This window comes from Streptomyces sp. NPDC006487 (assembly GCF_042870555.1).
Lineage (GTDB): Bacteria > Actinomycetota > Actinomycetes > Streptomycetales > Streptomycetaceae > Streptomyces.
On record NZ_JBIAHN010000012.1, the window covers coordinates 132,397 to 147,425 of the forward strand.

Genomic DNA, 15,029 nt, shown 5'->3' on the forward strand with positions numbered 1-15,029 from the left:
GGCTTGAACGCGTTCATATCAGCGGATATTCGCACTGTCTGGCGATGGCCTGAGAGCGTTGCGCCCGCCACACAGCCGTCCCTATAGTCACTTCGTATTCATTTCGTCACACTGAGTGAGCTGGGGGCAAGGGTGTTACGCATCGGCAAGGGACGGCTCTCCAAGGGGCTCGCCGCACTGGCCGCCGGGGCGGTCCTCGCCCTGGGAGCGGGGGCGGCGCCCGCGGGTGCGGCCGAGGGTTCGTGCGCCGGTGGCGTCACCGGGCGGCTGCCGCGGCTGCAGGACCACCGGTTCTACGTGCAGTGCGCGGGCGGGGTCGCCACCGTCGTGGCCTGCCCCACCGGGCAGGTGTTCGCTCCCGCCGCACAGCTCTGCGAGAGCCCCGAGCTGGTCCGGCCCGCCGTGGCCACGGTCGCCACGGCGGGTCCGGCGAAGCTGAACGGGCTGCTCTTCGGCGTCAAGAACCTCAGCACCACGGTGCGGATCGCGGACGCGCCGGCCGGGCTGGACGGCGTACCGGTCACCTTCACCACGGTCGGCGGCCGCACGCTCTGCACGGCCGTCACCGACCAGTTCGGAGCTGCCCGCTGCGACACCCCGGCCCGGCTGACGATCCCGCTGGACGAACTCCTGCGCGGCTACCGGGCGAACTACGCGGGCATCGGCGGGATCTACCTCCCGGCCTCCGCCGCCGCCCCCATCGCGCTCCTCTAGGCTCCCGGTCCCCGGTCCACCGCGTGCCGGACCCAGACGTTCGGCTCCACGTAGACCGCGAAGCCCTGCTCCGGTTCGCAGTGGACCGGGGACAGGGCTCCGGGAACGCGGACCGGGCCGGCCGTGTCGAAGGGCAGGCCGGTCCACTCGCGCCACTGCGCGAGGGAGCCGGTGATCGTCATCGACAGCGGGGCCACCGAGTCGATGACACCGCCCGCCCGCACGTGGACCCGTAGCCACGGGTCGTGGGGGAGGCCGTCCTCGCGGGTGCGGTACGCGTACTCGTGGATCGAGGCGTCCGGCTCGGCCGGCTTTCCGCTGGGCCGGACCGGCGCCACCACCTCGGCGAATCCGCGCGCCCGGGCGTTCTCCCGCATCGCCGCGAGCATCCGGCCTGACAGCCCCTCCCCCTGCCGGCCGGTGGCGATGCTGATCTCGATCGCGCTCACGGTGTCGGCCGCGACCCCGCGCCGCAGGTCGGAGAAGGCCCACATCAGGATCCGGTCCCAGCCCTGTGCGGGCAGCCCGCCGTCGCGGCCCGGCGCGTGCTGCGCGAAGGGCACGCTGAAGCCCCGGCCGACCACCGTGTCGCCGTCCGTGGCGATCAGGACGTACTCCGGGAATTCGGCCACCATCCGCGGGTACAGCAGCCAGGCCAGTGAGTCGTGCTGGGCGAACTCGGGCCAGGAGTCCTTCATGTCCCAGAGCCGCGAGGCCAGTTCGGGCCGCTCCGCGAGGGTGGTGATGCGGATGCCCGGGCCGCCGGTGCCGGCGCCGCCGGTGTCTGTGGTGTCGTCCATGCCCGCAGGCTAGGCAGGCCCCACCTGCGCCTCAACCGATTTATCCGGTTCGCAAGGCCGTTCAGACGGGCGCCTGGAGGGAGAGGTGCCAGCGCCGCGGCCGGCCGGCGAGGGTGAGCGTGGACAGGGGGCGGACATCCACGTTCCAGTACGTCAGCGGCGGTGCGTTCAGGGCGTACACGAGGGCCGCCCTGACCACCGACGGCTCCGCCACCGCCACGATCGCTCCCCCGTCGTCCGCCGGCCGGGTGTCAAGCCAGCCGCCGATCCGGGCGATGAAGGCGAGCAGGGACTCCCCGCCGTGCGGCGCGGCGTGCGGATCGCTGAGCCAGAGGTCCACGGCCGCGGGGTCCCGGGCCGCCACCTCGGCCAGGGTGAGCCCGCGCCAGCGGCCCATGTCGCACTCCCGCAAGGCGGGTTGTGCCATCGGGGCGTAGCCGAGAGCGGTCCCCGTGGCCCGGCTGCGCGAGGTCGGCGAACAGTAGCGGAGCTCGGCCGAGCCCAGCGGTACGAGCCCGCGCGCGGCGGATTCCACCGCGCGCCAGCCGTCCACGTCGAGGGGGCGGTCGTCGTCGAAGCGCTCGGCGAGCAGCGAGGTACTACGGGCTGCTGCGACTAGCGAAACCCGAACATGCATGCGGCGATGGTGATCCGCGTGCCGCACGAGGTCAAGCGTCGAGACGAAGCCCGGACCGCAGCCGCCGGACGGCCTCGTTCAGTTCGCCCGCGCCGGACACCCCGGCGAAGCTCAGCCGGACGAACGGGCCGGGCGGTTCCGCGCAGAAGTACGGACGTCCCGGCGCGACCGCGACCCCGGCCCGCAGGGCGGCCGCCACGAAGGCCGCGTCGTCGCCGCCCCCGCCGGGCCGCGCCCACAACTGGTAGCCGCCGCGCGGCGGGTGGGGCACCTCCAGCTCCGGCAGCTCCCGCCGCAGCGCCCCCGTCAGGACGTCCCGGCGGTGGCGCAGTTCGGCGGCGACGGCCTTGAGGTGGCGCGGCCAGGCGGGTGCGCCGACCAGTTCCAGGGCGGCCTCCTGGAGCGGCCGGGGCACGAAGAAGCTGTCCACGACCTGGATGGCGCGCAGCCGGTCGAAGACCGGGCCCCGGGCCGCCAGCGCGCCCACCCGCAGGCTGGGCGAGGTGACCTTGGTCAGCGACCGCACGTGGACGACCACCCCGTCCGGGTCCTCGGCGGCGAGCGGCGCGGGCAGCGGGCCCGAGTCCTCGTGGGCCAGGGACCGCGCGTAGTCGTCTTCCAGCACGAACGCCCCGGCGGCGCGCGCGATCCGCAGCACCTCGCCCCGCCGCTCGCCGGAGAGCACGGCTCCGGTCGGATTCTGGAACAGCGGCTGGCATACGAAGACCCGCGCCCCGGTCGCTTCGAAGGCTGCGGCCAGCAGCTCGGGCCGGACCCCGTCCGCGTCCACCGGGACGGGCACCGGCCGGCATCCGGCGGCCCGCGCGAGGGCCAGCAGCCCCGGGTAGGTCGGGGATTCGACGAGGATCGGCGCCCCGGGCGGGGCGAGCGCCCGCAGCGCGGTGGCGAGCGCGCTCTGGCCGCCCGCGGTCACCAGCACGTCCCCGGCCGCGACGGCCCCGCCGATCTCGCGGGCGAACCAGTCCCGCAGCTCCGCCAGGCCCTCCACGGGCGGCCTCCCCCACACCCCCGGCCGCCGGCCGGCCCGGGCGAGGGCGGCCGCCATGGCCCGCTCGGGCTGGAGCGCCTCGTGCAGGTAGCCGCTGTGCAGCGGGATGACGCCGGCGGGCGGGGCGGCCAGGGTGACCAGCACCCCGGAGGCGTCCACGGAGCGCGGGACCACCTCGCCGGAGTCCTCGGCGCTCAGGGCGACGGCCTGCCAGGAGGTGTCGCCGGGCTCCTGGGTGTGCGTACGGGGCTGCGCGCGGTAGACCCCGGCTCCGGGGCGGGTGACCACCAGGCCCTCGGCGGCGAGCTGGGCGAGGGCCCGGGAGACGGTGACGGGACTGACCCGGTACTGCTCGACCAGGACCCGGCTCGACGGGAGCTTTCCACCCACCGAGTAGCGGTTCAGCTCGACTCGAAGGGATTCCGCCAGTTCCGCCACACTGCTACGCTCGTACATGACAGCACAGAATAGCGCTACTCTCCCGAACGCGATAGCAGTTCGAGGTACCGCCGCCCGCCGGCCCCGGCCCGCGCTCGGGGGCACCACCCTCGCGGCGGCCGGTGTCGTCACCTTCTCGCTGACCTTCCCCGGTACCGCCTGGGGCCTGGAGAGCTTCGGCCCGTGGTCCCTCTTCGGCCTGCGCTGTCTGCTCGCGGGCCTGACGGCCGGCGCCTTCCTGCTGGCCCTGCGCGTCCCGGTCCCCGCCCGCGCCCACTGGGCGGGGCTGGCGGTCGTCGCGGGCGGTGTGGTCGTCGGCTTCCCCCTGCTCACCACCCTCGCCCTGCAGACCTCCACCACCTCGCACGCCGCCGTGGTGGTCGGCCTGTTGCCGCTCACCACGGCGGTCGTCTCCTCGCTGCGCACCGGCGCCCGGCCCTCGCGGCGGTTCTGGGCCGCGGCCGTCGCCGGCGCGGTCGTCGTCCTCGGCTTCACCGTGGCCCAGAGCGGCGGCGCCCTCTCGGCCGGCGACGCCTTCCTCTTCGCCGCGCTGCTGGTCTGCGCGGCCGGGTACACCGAGGGCGGGCGCCTGGCCCGGCTGCTCCCCGGCTGGCAGGTGATCGCCTGGGCGCTGGTGCTGTGCCTGCCCATCGGCGTCGCCGGTTCCGCGCTCGGGCTCGCGTACGAACCGGTCGATCTGACCGGCCACGGGGTGGTCGGTCTCGTCTGGGTGGCGGTCGGCTCCTCCTTCCTCGGCCTCTACGTCTGGTACCGGGGCATGGCCGAGATCGGCGCTGCCCGCGCCAGCCAGCTCCAGCTCGCGCAGCCGCTGCTGACCCTGGTGTGGTCGGTGCTGCTGCTCGGCGAACGCCTGTCCCCGGCCGCGCCCGTCGCCGCCTGTGCGGTGCTCGTCTGCATCGCCGTGACGCAGCGGTCCGATGGGCCAAAAAGGGGCCGAACGACCTAAACTGCTAGCACCGGATCGGACCGCCACCGAGGAGGTCAGCATGCGCGCGACCGAGGGCGACCAGCTGGTTCAGCACGGCAGGATCGTGGGCCAGCACGACAAGGTCGGAGAGATCACCCAGGTCCTGGGAGAGAACGGCACCCCTCCCTACCGCGTCCGCTTCACGGACGGACACGAGGCCGTCATGTCCCCCGGCCCCGACTGCGTCGTGAAGCACCCCGCCGACCACGACACCTGACCGGCCGCCCCCAGGGGGCGTCTTGTCGATCGGGCCGGGTCAGCGCGGTGGCACGGCCACCGCCGTCGGGTAGTGGTCGGCCACCACCCGGGCCATCGCCCCGTTGGGGTCCGCGACCACCTGCTTCGCGGAGAAGTAGGCATGGCCGCGGACCTCCGGGTATCCGGCGGCGAACCGCAGGTGCCGGGACAGCTCGCGCGGATCGCGCCAGGCGGCGGTGGAGCTCTCCGCGTCGCAGCGGTACAGCGCCTCCCCCACGTAGAGCTGGACGCGTGTGCCGGCGACGGTGCGCGCCCACCAGGGGACGATGGCGGCGTAGTCGGCCGCCGGGTGGCCGAGCTGCCAGTAGGCCTGCGGCACGATGTAGTCGATCCAGCCCTCGCGCACCCACTTGCGGGTGTCCGCGTACAGGTCGTCGTACGTGGCGACGCCCGCCTGCGTCGGCGAACCGAGCGGGTCGCGGTCGGAGTTGCGCCAGACGGCGAAGGGGCTGATGCCGAAGCGCGTCGCGGGGCGCAGCGCCCGCAGCCGCTCGGACATCTCGCGGACCAGGGTGTCGGTGTTGTGGCGGCGCCAGTCGGCGCGGGTCGCGAAGGCCCGGCCGTACTGCTCGTAGGCGGCGTCGTCGTCGAAATCGCGCCCCTCGACGGGGTACGGGTAGAAGTAGTCGTCCCAGTGCACCCCGTCCAGGGGGTAGCGGGCGACGGCGTCGAGCATGGCGTCCTGCACGAACCGGCGGACTTCCGGGAGTCCGGGGTTGTAGTACAGCTTGCCGCCGTAGGGCACGGTCCAGCCCCGGTTGCGCCGGGCCGGGTGCTCGGGGACGAGGAGGCTCCGGTCGGTGTGGTTGGCCACCCGGTACGGGTTGAACCAGGCGTGCAGTTCCAGCCCACGGGCGTGCGCTTCGGCGACCGCCGTGCCGAGCGGGTCCCAGCCGGGGTCGACGCCCTGCTCCCCGGTCAGCCACTGCGACCAGGGCTCGCGCGCCGAGGGCCACATCGCGTCGGCGGTCGGACGGACCTGGAGGATCACCGCGTTGAGGCGGCGCGCGACGGCGGCGTCGAGGAGGGCCAGCAGTTCGGCGCGCTGCTCCCGCGCGGAAAGCCCGCTCTGCGAGGGCCAGTCCACGTTCTGCACGGAGGCGACCCACATCCCCCGGAACGCGGCTTCGCCCGCCGCGCGCGGCCGCTTCGCCCCGCCCGCCTCCGCCGGCCCGACCGCTCGCGCGGGGGCGGCCGACACGGCGGCCAGCACCCCCGCCGCCGCGGCCAGGACTCCCCTCCTCCCGATGGCCCCCCTCTCGATGGCCCGCCCCCCGACGACCCGCCTCCCGATGGACGCCATGTGACGACTCCGTTCCGCTGCGTGACATTGCCTGGTGTCCGCCCAGCATGCCCGCCCCGGCCCGACACGCCGGGCAAGGACGGGGGTAACGTCGGGGGGCGTGGCGGGCGCCGGAACGCAGTTACCACTGCACGAGTACGGGGGACCCGCGATGGAGAGCAGCGAAAGGCACGATGTGACGGACCTCCCAGACGACATCGCACGCGTCGGCGTAGTGGGCTGTGGCCAGATGGGCGCGGGCATCGCGGAGGTGTTCGCCCGGAGCGGGCTCGAGGTGATGGTCGCCGAAACCACCGGCGAGGCCCTCGAACTCGGGCGGACCCGGCTGCACACCTCTCTGACCAGGGCCGCCGAACGCGGCAAGATCAGCGAGGAGGAGCGGGACGCGACCCTGGCCCGCCTGTCGTTCACCACCGATCTCGGCGAGTTCGCCGACCGCGACCTCGTCATCGAGGCGGTCGTCGAGAACGAGCAGGTCAAGACGGAGATCTTCCAGGTCCTCGACCAGGTGGTCACCCGCCCGGACGCGATCCTCGCCTCCAACACCTCCTCGATCCCGCTGGTCAAGCTGGCCGTCGCGACGTCCCGTCCCGACCAGGTCATCGGCATCCACTTCTTCAACCCGGCCCCGGTGCAGCAGCTCGTCGAGCTGATCCCGGCGCTGACCACCAGCGACGAGACCATCAAGCGCGCGGAGGCCCTGGTCGGGGGCGCGCTGGGCAAGCACGCCATCCGCGCCCAGGACCGCTCCGGCTTCGTGGTCAACGCGCTCCTCATCCCGTACCTGCTGTCCGCGATCCGGATGTTCGAGTCGGGCATCGCGAGCCGCGAGGACATCGACAACGGCATGGAGCTGGGCTGCGCCCACCCGATGGGCCCGCTGAAGCTCGCGGACCTCATCGGTCTGGACACGGTGGCCTCGGTGGCCGACTCGATGTACGCGGAGTTCAAGGAGCCCCTGTACGCGGCTCCCCCGCTGCTCCAGCGCATGGTCGACGCCGGCCGCCTCGGCCGCAAGACCGGCTCGGGCTTCTACCCGTACAGCTGACGCTTGCGGCCGGCCGCCTGCGGCTCAGCCGAGCCGCAGGTGGTGCAGCAGCAACAGCCCGGCCGCCATGTTGGCGGCCGGGATCTCGCCGCGCGCGATCATGTCGGGGACCAGCTTGAGCGGGACCCACTCGCGGCGCGAGGACTCGAAGTCGTCCTCGGGATGGCCCGTGTAGGTGGCCCCCTCCGCCCAGTAGAGGTGGTGGCGGGCGTCGGTCAGCCCGTTGGACGGCTCGACGGTCATCAGGTGGTGCAGGGGGCCGGGCCGCCAGCCCGACTCCTCCTCCATCTCCCGGGCGGCCGCCCGCTCCACGGACTCCCCGTCCTCGACGACCCCGGCGGGCAGTTCCCAGCCCCAGCTGTCGGTGATGAAGCGGTGGCGCCACAGCAGCAGCACCTCGTTGGCCTCGTTGACGGCCGTGGCGACGGCGACCGGGCGGAGCCGGATGACGAAGTGGTCCAGGTGCCGGCCGTCGGGGAGCTCCACATCGGCGAGATTCACATCGAACCAGCGGTTCGTGTACACGGTTTGCTCACTCAAGTTCATCCACTGCACGGTTCTGCCACCTTCCGATCGAGTAGGTGGCAACATGGCAGCAGTTCACCCCCGCTCAGGGGAACGCGCAAAGGGCGGCGCAGAGAACGCCACGGGGGATGTCACAGCGGAACGCGCAGCGCCCCGTCGATGAGCTCGGCCGTCTCCCCGGCCCCCGAACAACCGCTGGTCAGCAGCTGTTCCCGGACCGCCCGCAGCCGGTCGCGCAGGCGCAGGGACTCCATCCCCTTGGCCCGCTCGGCCATTTCGGCCGCCGAGGCCACCGCCTGATCGGCCTCCCCCTGGCGCAGCTGGATCTCGCACAGCATCGCGAGCCGGTGCACCCGGCCCCGGTCGTGCGCGGGGGTGCCGACGGCGGCCGAAGCCTGCTCCCGGGCCGCCCGCAGATCGCCCAGACCGAGCAGCGCCTCCGCCACCTGTACGTTGACCAGCCCGGGCTGTACGTACCCCGTCTCGTCCGGCTCCGTGCCGGGACGGATCCGCTCCGCCGCCGCCTCGGCCTTGCGGATGCAGGCCAACGCGGCTCCCGTATCTCCGAGTTGGGCGTACGCCTTGGCCTGCATGGCGTACAGGTCGGCGGCCAGCGCCGGGGTCGTGTGCCGGCCGGCCGCGCGCAGGGCGGCCTCGGCGAAGGCCACGGCCTGGCGGAACTCCCGTAGGTGCAGGGACTGGTTGACGATCAGCGCGATCACGTAGGCCCCCAGCCCCCGGTCCCCGCTCGCCTTGGCCAGGCGCAGGGCCTGGTGGAAGTACCGCTGGGCCAGCCCGTGCGCGTCCGAGTCGTACGCGCAGATCCCCGCCACGGCCACCAGGGAACCGCCGGCCCGGTGCAGGCTGCGGCCGAGTCCGTCGGAGTAACTGCCGCGCAGCATGGGGGCGGTCTCGGTGCCGAGGAAGCGGACGACCCGGTCCCGGGTGGCCACGCCGCCGGCCCGGCGGTACATCAGCTCGTAGTGCGCGCGGGCGGCCTTCAGGATCTCCACGTGCTCGGGTCCGACCCGGGTCGGCCCCTCGCGGGACACGTCGGCGTCCTCCGGCGGGTTCTCCCACTCCCACACCGGAATCACGGCGGGCGTACCGGTGACGGCCCCGGTGTCGGGTCCTCGGCACCCGTTGCCGTCGGAGCGCCACAGGGCGGCCGCCCGGTCGACGAAGCCACTGAGCGGGGCTCCGTGCGGATCGGCGGGCTGCCCGGGCAGACCGAGCCCGACGTCGTCGAGGGAGAGCGGCCGCCGCAACCGGCCCCCGATGACCTCGCAGATCAGGTCCGGGACCTGGCCGCGCGGGCGCTGGCCCTTCAACCACCGGGTCACGGCGGTGTGTTCGTACCTCAGAGCCAGTCCGCGGCTGCGGCCGGCCTGGTTCACGTGCGCGGCGAGTCCGGCGTGGGACATGCCCGCCTCGGCGAGGAGGGCATCGAGCAGGGCATTGGGCTGCATGGCCCCTCCAAGGGCTCGTCGGATCCAGGCTAGTGGGTGCGCGCTTCACACGGGGTGTGAACGGAGTACGCGCATAAATGCGATACGCACCCTGCCGCCGGAGTCCCCCGGAGCGCTTCACTTAAGGGCCTCGCCAAGAGGTAGCCCGGGTCGTCGGCTCCCCCTCGTACAGTGCGACGACCCGTCAACCGCGCCGCCCGTCCTGTTGTCTGCCCGACACTCCACGGCAGGCGGGCGGCGCGCTTCGGCTCCGCCGGGTCCTGGTTGGTCGCCGGGCCCCGGCCGAGCCGGACCGAACGCGGGCCGGACCCACCCACCGGGCCCGGCCCGCGTGGTCCCGTCACCGGCCCGCGTGGCCACCGATACCGGCCCGGACGTCCGCGCCCCAGCCGCACGGACGTCCGCGCCCCGGCCCCCGGTGCCCTGCGGGGCTGTCCCCTACCCGCCCTTCCACCGTTCCCTGGGGCTCCGCCCCAGACCCCGCGCCTCAAACGCCGGCGAGGCTGGATCTTTCCAGCCCGTCCGGCGTTTGAGGACCGGGTCCGGGCAGAGCCCGGGGAACGGGCGAAGGGCGGGGAGGGGACAGCCCCGCAGGGCGGCCCGACCCCGGGTACCGGGTACGGGTGAGGGGGTGCACCCCCTGATCGGGATGCACCCCCTCGGTGCCACAAGGAGCGGCGACAGCGGCTACGCGCCGCGCAGGACCGCCCCGGTCCGCTCGCCCGCCAGGGCGACCGCCGCGTCACGCGCCGCCGTGGACTCCTCGGCGGTCAGCGTCCGGTCGGCCGCGCGGAACCGCAGCGCGTACGCGAGGGACTTCTTGCCCTCGCCCACCTGCTCGCCCTCGAACACGTCGAACAGCCGCAGGGACTCCAGCAGTTCACCGGCGCCCTTGTGCAGCGCGTCCTCGACGGCGGAAGCCGGCACCGACGCGTCCACGATCAGCGCGACGTCCTGGGTCGCCACCGGGAAGGAGGAGATCCGGGGCGCCTGGAGGGCCTCGCCGCCGGCCGCCGCGAGGCGGTCCAGGTCGAGCTCCATGGCGCTGGTACGGGCCGGCAGGCCCATCGCCTTGACCACGCGCGGGTGCAGCTCGCCCGCGTGACCGATGACCGTCTCCACCCCGTCCAGGGTGACGAGCAGTTCGGCGCAGCGGCCCGGGTGCCAGGGGCCGTACTGGCCCTGGCGCACGACGAGCTCCGCACCGGCCTCGACGGCCAGCGAGCGCGCCGCCTGGACCGCGTCGGCCCAGTCGGCCGGACGGCCCTTGCCCCACCAGCCGGCCTGCTCGCGGGCCCCGGCCAGCACGACCGCGGCGTAGCGCGGCTGCGCGGGCAGGGCCGCGTTCAGGGTGGCGATCTCCTCGTCGGTGGGACGCCGGTCGACGCCGAGGCGTACGGCGACGCCCGGCTGCGCGGCGGCCCGGAAGACCGAGCCGGTCTCGAAGAGGGCGAGGTCGTGGCTGCCCCGGCTGTCGTTGCGGCGCAGCGCGCCGAGCAGACCCGGCAGCAGCGTGGTGCGCAGCGCCGGCTCCTCGTCGGAGATCGGGTTGACCAGCTTGACGACCTGGCGGGAGGCGTCGTGCGCGGGCAGCTGGAGCTGGTCGAAGACGCCCTCCCCGATGAAGGGGTAGCTGAGCGCCTCCACGTAGCCCGCGCCGGCCAGCGCGCGGCCCACCCGGCGGTGCAGCTGCTGCCGGGCGGTGAGACCGCGGCCGGAGGGCACCTGCGGGAGGGTGGAGGGGAGGTTCCCGTAGCCCTCCAGCCGGATGACTTCCTCGGCGAGGTCGTTGGGCTCGGCGAGGTCGGGCCGCCACGAGGGTGCCGTGACGACGAGCTCGTCCTGGCCGTAGACGTCGCAGCCGACCTCCTGCAGGCGGCGTACGACGGTCTCCCGGCCGTACTCCATGCCCGCGACCTTGTCGGGGTGGTCCGCGCTCATCGCGATGGTGCGCGGGGCGCCCGGGGCGGTGAGCTCGGTGACGCCGGCCTCGGCGGTGCCGCCCGCGAGCAGCACGAGCAGGTCGACGGTGCGCTGCGCGGCAGCGGCGGCGGCCTGCGGGTCGACGCCGCGCTCGAAGCGCTTGGACGCCTCGGAGGACAGCTTGAGGCGGCGGGCGGTGCGCGAGATCGACACGGAGTCGAAGTGCGCGGCCTCCACGACCACCTCGGTGGTGCCGGTGACGACGCCGGTCTCGGGGTCGGTGACGGAGTCGGCGATCTCGGTGTTGGCGCCGCCCATGACACCGGCGATCCCGATCGGGCCGCTGCCGTCGGTGATCACCAGGTCCTCGGAGTCGAGCGTGCGCTTGACTCCGTCGAGGGTGGTGAACTTCTCGCCCCGCTCGGCACGGCGGACGCCGATGGCGCCGTCGATCCGCGAGCGGTCGTAGGCGTGCAGCGGCTGGCCGAGCTCGAGCATCACGTAGTTGGTGATGTCGACGGCGAGCGAGATCGGGCGCATGCCCGCCTTCTGGAGGCGGCGCGTGAGCCAGATCGGGGAGCGCGCCTCGGGGTCGAGGCCGGTCACCGTGCGCGCGGTGAAGCGGTCGCAGCCCTGCGGGTCGTCGATCGTGACGGGGTAGCCGTACGAGTTCGGCGCGGGCACGTCGAGCAGCGCCGGGTCGCGCAGCGGCAGGCCGTACGCGGTGGCGGCCTCGCGGGCCACACCGCGCATGGACATGCAGTAGCCGCGGTCCGGCGTGATGTCGATGTCGAGGACCTCGTCGACCAGCTCCAGGAGCTTGATCGCGTCGGTGCCGACCTCGTGCTCGTGCGGCAGCACGATGATGCCGTGGGTGCCGTCGTCGCCCATGCCCAGCTCGTCGCCGGAGCAGATCATGCCGTGGGAGGTGCGGCCGTACGTCTCGCGCGCGGCGATCGCGAAGTCGCCGGGCAGGACCGCGCCCGGCAGGACCACGACGACCTTGTCGCCGACGGAGAAGTTCCGGGCGCCGCAGACGATCTCCTGCGGCAGGCCGGTGCCGTTGGCCCGGCCGACGTCCACCGTGCAGAAGCGGATCGGCTTGCGGAAGCCTTCGAGCTCCTCGATGGTCAGCACCTGGCCGACGACGAGCGGGCCCTTCAGACCGCCGCCGAGCTGCTCGACGGTCTCGACCTCGAGACCTGCGTCGACGAGCTTGGCCGCGACGTCGCGACCGGTTTCACCCGCGGGGAGGTCGACGTACTCCCGCAGCCAAGAAAGCGGGACCCGCATCAGATCTCCATCCCGAACGGCCGGGTGAAACGGATGTCACCCTCGACCATGTCTCGCATGTCTTCGACGTTGTGCCGGAACATCAGCATCCGCTCGATGCCGAAACCGAAGGCGAACCCGCTGTACTTCTCCGGGTCCACACCGCAGGCGATGAGCACCTTCGGGTTGACCATGCCGCAGCCGCCGAGCTCGATCCAGCCCTCGCTGGAGCAGGTACGGCACGGGCGGTCGGGGTTGCCCACCGAGGCGCCGCGGCACACGTAGCACTGCATGTCCATCTCGGCGGACGGCTCGGTGAAGGGGAAGAAGTGCGGGCGCAGGCGCGTGGTGGTGCCCTCGCCGAACAGCTCCTGGACCATGTGGTCCATGGTGCCCTTGAGGTCCGCCATGGTCAGGCCCTCGTCCACGGCGAGCAGCTCGACCTGGTGGAAGACCGGGGTGTGCGTCGCGTCGAGCTCGTCGGTGCGGTACACCCGCCCCGGGCACACGATGTAGACGGGGGGCTTGCGCTCCAGCAGCGAGCGCGCCTGCACCGGGGAGGTGTGGGTGCGCAGCACGACGCCGGACTCGTCGCCCTCGGTGCCTTCCGGCCCCCGGACGAAGAAGGTGTCCTGCATCTGGCGCGCGGGGTGGTCGGGCGTGAAGTTGAGGGCGTCGAAGTTGAACCACTCCGCCTCGACCTCGGGGCCCTCCGCGACCTCGTACCCCATGGCCGTGAAGATGTCCGCGATGCGGTCCATCAGCGTGGTCAGGGGGTGCCGGGCGCCGGCGGGCACGCGGTCGTAAGGCAGCGTGACGTCCACCGCCTCCTCGACCAGCACCCGCTCGTCGCGCTCGGCTTCGAGCGCGACCGTGCGGGCCCCGAAGGCCTTGTTCACGGCGCCCCGGGCCTGACCCACGAGCTTGCCCGCGGTGGCCTTGGCCTGCGGGGGCAGCGCGCCGATCTCTCGGTTGGCGAGCGCCAGGGGCGAGCGGTCGCCCATGTGCGCGGTCTTCGCCTCGCGAAGTTCGTCGAGGTCGCCGGCGGCGGCGAAGGCGGCGAGCGCCTCGTCCCGCATGCGCTCGATCTCTTCCGGTTTCAGTGCCTCGACCTCGACAGGGTCGTACGACTTGTTCGGTGCCGACATCTCTTCCCGTACTTCCGATGGCTGGCTGGTGGGTCCCCCGCGCGACGCGCAGGACGCGCTCGGCACAAGGACACAAAGGTGCCAAAGGTCGAGTCTAAAGGTCGCTGGGGGTGAAGGAGCCCGTGGGCCGCCTGGCGAGATGCTCCGCAGGTCTACTGCGTGAGGTATGCCGGGGCGCCGACGGGCAGGATAAATCGGAACTCGGCGCCGCCGCCGGGGCCGCGGCCGACCTTGATGGTGCCGCCGTGGGCTTCCACGATGCCCTTGACGATGTAGAGGCCCAGGCCGGTGCCGCCGCGCTTGCTGCCCCGCCAGAAACGGGTGAAGACGCGGCCCATCGACTCCTCGGGGATGCCAGGGCCTTCATCGGTCACGGTGACGGCGGTTCCCTTCTCGGTCTTCCCCGCGGCGTTCGCGAAGCTGGTCGGCGTCACGTCGATGGTGACGGTTCCCTCGCCGTGGCGCACCGCATTTTCGAGCAGGTTGCCGAGGATCTGGTCAATTTTGTCCGGGTCCGCCCACAAGTCGGGCAATGGCCTGCTCACACTGACCAGGAACCGCTCCGGGGCCTGCCCGTTCGCGGTGAGCGCCTGGACGTGCCGTCCCACGGCCGTGGAGATGTCGACCGGCTGGCGGCGCACCTCCAGGCGGCCCGAGTCGATGCGGGAGATGTCCAGGAGTTCGGCGATGAGCCGCGTGACCCGGTTCGCGTCGGCGTCGACGGTCTCCAGCATCAACCGCTTCTGGTCGTCGGTGAAGCGCTCCCACTTGGCGAGCAGGGTGGCCGTGAACCCCTTCACGGAGGTGAGCGGGGAGCGCAGCTCGTGCGCGACCGTGGCGATCAGCTCGGCGTGGCTGCGCTCGGTGCGCCGCCGGGCCTCGGTGCCGCGCAGGGTGACCACGAGCCGGCGTACCGGGCCCTGGGGGTGGGTGCGTACGTACCGGGCGGAGACGAGCACCTCGCGGCCGCCGGGGAGCAGCAGGTTGCGCTCGGGCTGTCCGCGCCGGGTGGCGAGGCCTCCGTAGGGGTCGGTCAGCGCCCACCACCGGCGGCCTTCGAGGTCCTCCAGCGGGAGTGCCCGCTCGATGCCCAGGCCGAGGGCCTCACCTGCCACGAGGGCGGTGATCCGGGCGGCGGCGGAGTTGAAGCAGATGACCCGGCCGCTGGCGTCGGCGATCACGAGCCCGTCGGGCAGGTCGTCTGGATCGATCCCGAGCGCGGCGCACTCGCCGTACGCGTCCGCGGCTTCAGCCGCCGCGGGCCCTGCGGGGCTCGCGGGCGCGGGCCGGGCCTGCGGGGGCGGGGCGGTGGCGGCGGAGGCTGCCTGGGGCGGCTGCACGGGCACCCGGGCGGCGGGCGCGGCCAGCTGGGACACGGTCGCCAGGACCGGTGCGCCGGCCGCCTTGGCGGCACCTGGCGAGCTGTTCGTACCGACGGTCATGTCCCCGTACCCCACATCTCCGAGTAGCACAGTGGGCTCCCCGGGCCGCCACATT

General features: G+C 73.4%; 13 protein-coding genes. 4 read left to right on the forward strand and 9 right to left on the reverse strand.

Annotated elements, in window-relative coordinates; genetic code table 11:
• Positions 1 to 132: 132 nt before the first annotated feature.
• A complete protein-coding gene (locus ACFYM0_RS22180) occupies positions 133 to 714 on the forward strand; it encodes a chitin binding peritrophin-A domain-containing protein (RefSeq protein ID WP_388503867.1) in 582 nt (193 codons plus the stop codon).
• Here the strand turns inward: ACFYM0_RS22180 and ACFYM0_RS22185 are convergent.
• From ACFYM0_RS22185 to ACFYM0_RS22195, 3 genes are all read right to left on the reverse strand, one after another.
• The gene (locus tag ACFYM0_RS22185; protein ID WP_388503869.1) at positions 711 to 1,514 is read right to left on the reverse strand and encodes an N-acetyltransferase; all 804 of its coding nucleotides are present in this window, start codon (positions 1,512 to 1,514) and stop codon (positions 711 to 713) included. The genes ACFYM0_RS22180 and ACFYM0_RS22185 overlap by 4 nt on opposite strands.
• A gap of 61 nt (positions 1,515 to 1,575) precedes the next feature.
• Positions 1,576 to 2,151: a histidine phosphatase family protein gene (locus tag ACFYM0_RS22190; protein WP_388503870.1), complete on the reverse strand. Its 576-nt coding sequence runs from the start codon at positions 2,149 to 2,151 to the stop codon at positions 1,576 to 1,578.
• A 31-nt stretch (positions 2,152 to 2,182) separates the two neighbouring features.
• On the reverse strand, positions 2,183 to 3,616 hold the full coding sequence (locus ACFYM0_RS22195; RefSeq protein WP_388503873.1) for a PLP-dependent aminotransferase family protein: 1,434 nt from the start codon (positions 3,614 to 3,616) through the stop codon (positions 2,183 to 2,185).
• Here ACFYM0_RS22195 and ACFYM0_RS22200 point away from each other — a divergent pair.
• Together ACFYM0_RS22200 and ACFYM0_RS22205 are read left to right on the forward strand one after the other, a co-directional pair.
• The gene (locus ACFYM0_RS22200) at positions 3,615 to 4,565 is read left to right on the forward strand and encodes a DMT family transporter (protein WP_388503876.1); all 951 of its coding nucleotides are present in this window, start codon (positions 3,615 to 3,617) and stop codon (positions 4,563 to 4,565) included. The two genes, ACFYM0_RS22195 and ACFYM0_RS22200, sit on opposite strands and share 2 nt — an antisense overlap.
• A gap of 40 nt (positions 4,566 to 4,605) precedes the next feature.
• Positions 4,606 to 4,803 (forward strand): DUF1918 domain-containing protein, encoded by a 198-nt coding sequence (locus ACFYM0_RS22205; protein ID WP_388503879.1) that lies wholly within the window; start codon positions 4,606 to 4,608, stop codon positions 4,801 to 4,803.
• Positions 4,804 to 4,842: 39 nt separating this feature from the next.
• On the opposite strand, the gene ACFYM0_RS22210 is transcribed toward ACFYM0_RS22205, so the two are convergent.
• Positions 4,843 to 6,147 carry a glycoside hydrolase family 10 protein gene (locus ACFYM0_RS22210; protein ID WP_388503881.1) on the reverse strand — a complete coding sequence of 435 codons (1,305 nt, stop codon included), beginning with the start codon at positions 6,145 to 6,147 and terminating at the stop codon, positions 4,843 to 4,845.
• 151 nt (positions 6,148 to 6,298) lie between these two features.
• On the opposite strand from ACFYM0_RS22210, the gene ACFYM0_RS22215 reads away from it, so the two are divergent.
• Positions 6,299 to 7,195 carry a 3-hydroxybutyryl-CoA dehydrogenase gene (locus ACFYM0_RS22215; protein ID WP_327251867.1) on the forward strand — a complete coding sequence of 299 codons (897 nt, stop codon included), beginning with the start codon at positions 6,299 to 6,301 and terminating at the stop codon, positions 7,193 to 7,195.
• Between the two features lie 24 nt (positions 7,196 to 7,219).
• On the opposite strand, the gene ACFYM0_RS22220 is transcribed toward ACFYM0_RS22215, so the two are convergent.
• The 5 genes from ACFYM0_RS22220 to ACFYM0_RS22240 all read right to left on the reverse strand — a co-directional run bounded on the left by ACFYM0_RS22220 (position 7,220) and on the right by ACFYM0_RS22240 (position 14,974).
• Complete coding sequence (locus ACFYM0_RS22220) at positions 7,220 to 7,741, reverse strand: NUDIX hydrolase (RefSeq protein ID WP_388503884.1); 522 nt, start codon at positions 7,739 to 7,741, stop codon at positions 7,220 to 7,222.
• A gap of 110 nt (positions 7,742 to 7,851) precedes the next feature.
• Positions 7,852 to 9,189: a transcriptional regulator gene (locus tag ACFYM0_RS22225; RefSeq protein ID WP_388503887.1), complete on the reverse strand. Its 1,338-nt coding sequence runs from the start codon at positions 9,187 to 9,189 to the stop codon at positions 7,852 to 7,854.
• 687 nt (positions 9,190 to 9,876) lie between these two features.
• A complete protein-coding gene (gene pheT / locus ACFYM0_RS22230; protein WP_388503891.1) occupies positions 9,877 to 12,405 on the reverse strand; it encodes a phenylalanine--tRNA ligase subunit beta in 2,529 nt (842 codons plus the stop codon).
• Positions 12,405 to 13,532 (reverse strand): phenylalanine--tRNA ligase subunit alpha, encoded by a 1,128-nt coding sequence (pheS, locus tag ACFYM0_RS22235; RefSeq protein WP_327251871.1) that lies wholly within the window; start codon positions 13,530 to 13,532, stop codon positions 12,405 to 12,407. The genes pheT and pheS overlap by 1 nt, the downstream gene beginning before the upstream one ends.
• Positions 13,533 to 13,684: 152 nt before the next feature.
• Positions 13,685 to 14,974: an ATP-binding protein gene (locus ACFYM0_RS22240; RefSeq protein WP_388503894.1), complete on the reverse strand. Its 1,290-nt coding sequence runs from the start codon at positions 14,972 to 14,974 to the stop codon at positions 13,685 to 13,687.
• Positions 14,975 to 15,029 lie beyond the last annotated feature (55 nt).

What these genes read in the sequence shown, in the direction of transcription:
- ACFYM0_RS22200 (WP_388503876.1), top strand. Translation starts at nt 3,615, where the DNA reads ATGACAGCACAGAATAGCGCTACTCTCCCGAACGCGATAGCAGTTCGA.
- ACFYM0_RS22220 (WP_388503884.1), bottom strand. Translation starts at nt 7,741, where the DNA reads ATGAACTTGAGTGAGCAAACCGTGTACACGAACCGCTGGTTCGATGTG.
- ACFYM0_RS22240 (WP_388503894.1), bottom strand. Translation starts at nt 14,974, where the DNA reads ATGACCGTCGGTACGAACAGCTCGCCAGGTGCCGCCAAGGCGGCCGGC.
- ACFYM0_RS22210 (WP_388503881.1), bottom strand. Translation starts at nt 6,147, where the DNA reads ATGGCGTCCATCGGGAGGCGGGTCGTCGGGGGGCGGGCCATCGAGAGG.
- ACFYM0_RS22190 (WP_388503870.1), bottom strand. Translation starts at nt 2,151, where the DNA reads ATGCATGTTCGGGTTTCGCTAGTCGCAGCAGCCCGTAGTACCTCGCTG.
- ACFYM0_RS22205 (WP_388503879.1), top strand. Translation starts at nt 4,606, where the DNA reads ATGCGCGCGACCGAGGGCGACCAGCTGGTTCAGCACGGCAGGATCGTG.
- ACFYM0_RS22225 (WP_388503887.1), bottom strand. Translation starts at nt 9,189, where the DNA reads ATGCAGCCCAATGCCCTGCTCGATGCCCTCCTCGCCGAGGCGGGCATG.
- ACFYM0_RS22215 (WP_327251867.1), top strand. Translation starts at nt 6,299, where the DNA reads ATGGAGAGCAGCGAAAGGCACGATGTGACGGACCTCCCAGACGACATC.
- pheT (WP_388503891.1), bottom strand. Translation starts at nt 12,405, where the DNA reads ATGCGGGTCCCGCTTTCTTGGCTGCGGGAGTACGTCGACCTCCCCGCG.
- ACFYM0_RS22195 (WP_388503873.1), bottom strand. Translation starts at nt 3,616, where the DNA reads ATGTACGAGCGTAGCAGTGTGGCGGAACTGGCGGAATCCCTTCGAGTC.
- pheS (WP_327251871.1), bottom strand. Translation starts at nt 13,532, where the DNA reads ATGTCGGCACCGAACAAGTCGTACGACCCTGTCGAGGTCGAGGCACTG.
- ACFYM0_RS22185 (WP_388503869.1), bottom strand. Translation starts at nt 1,514, where the DNA reads ATGGACGACACCACAGACACCGGCGGCGCCGGCACCGGCGGCCCGGGC.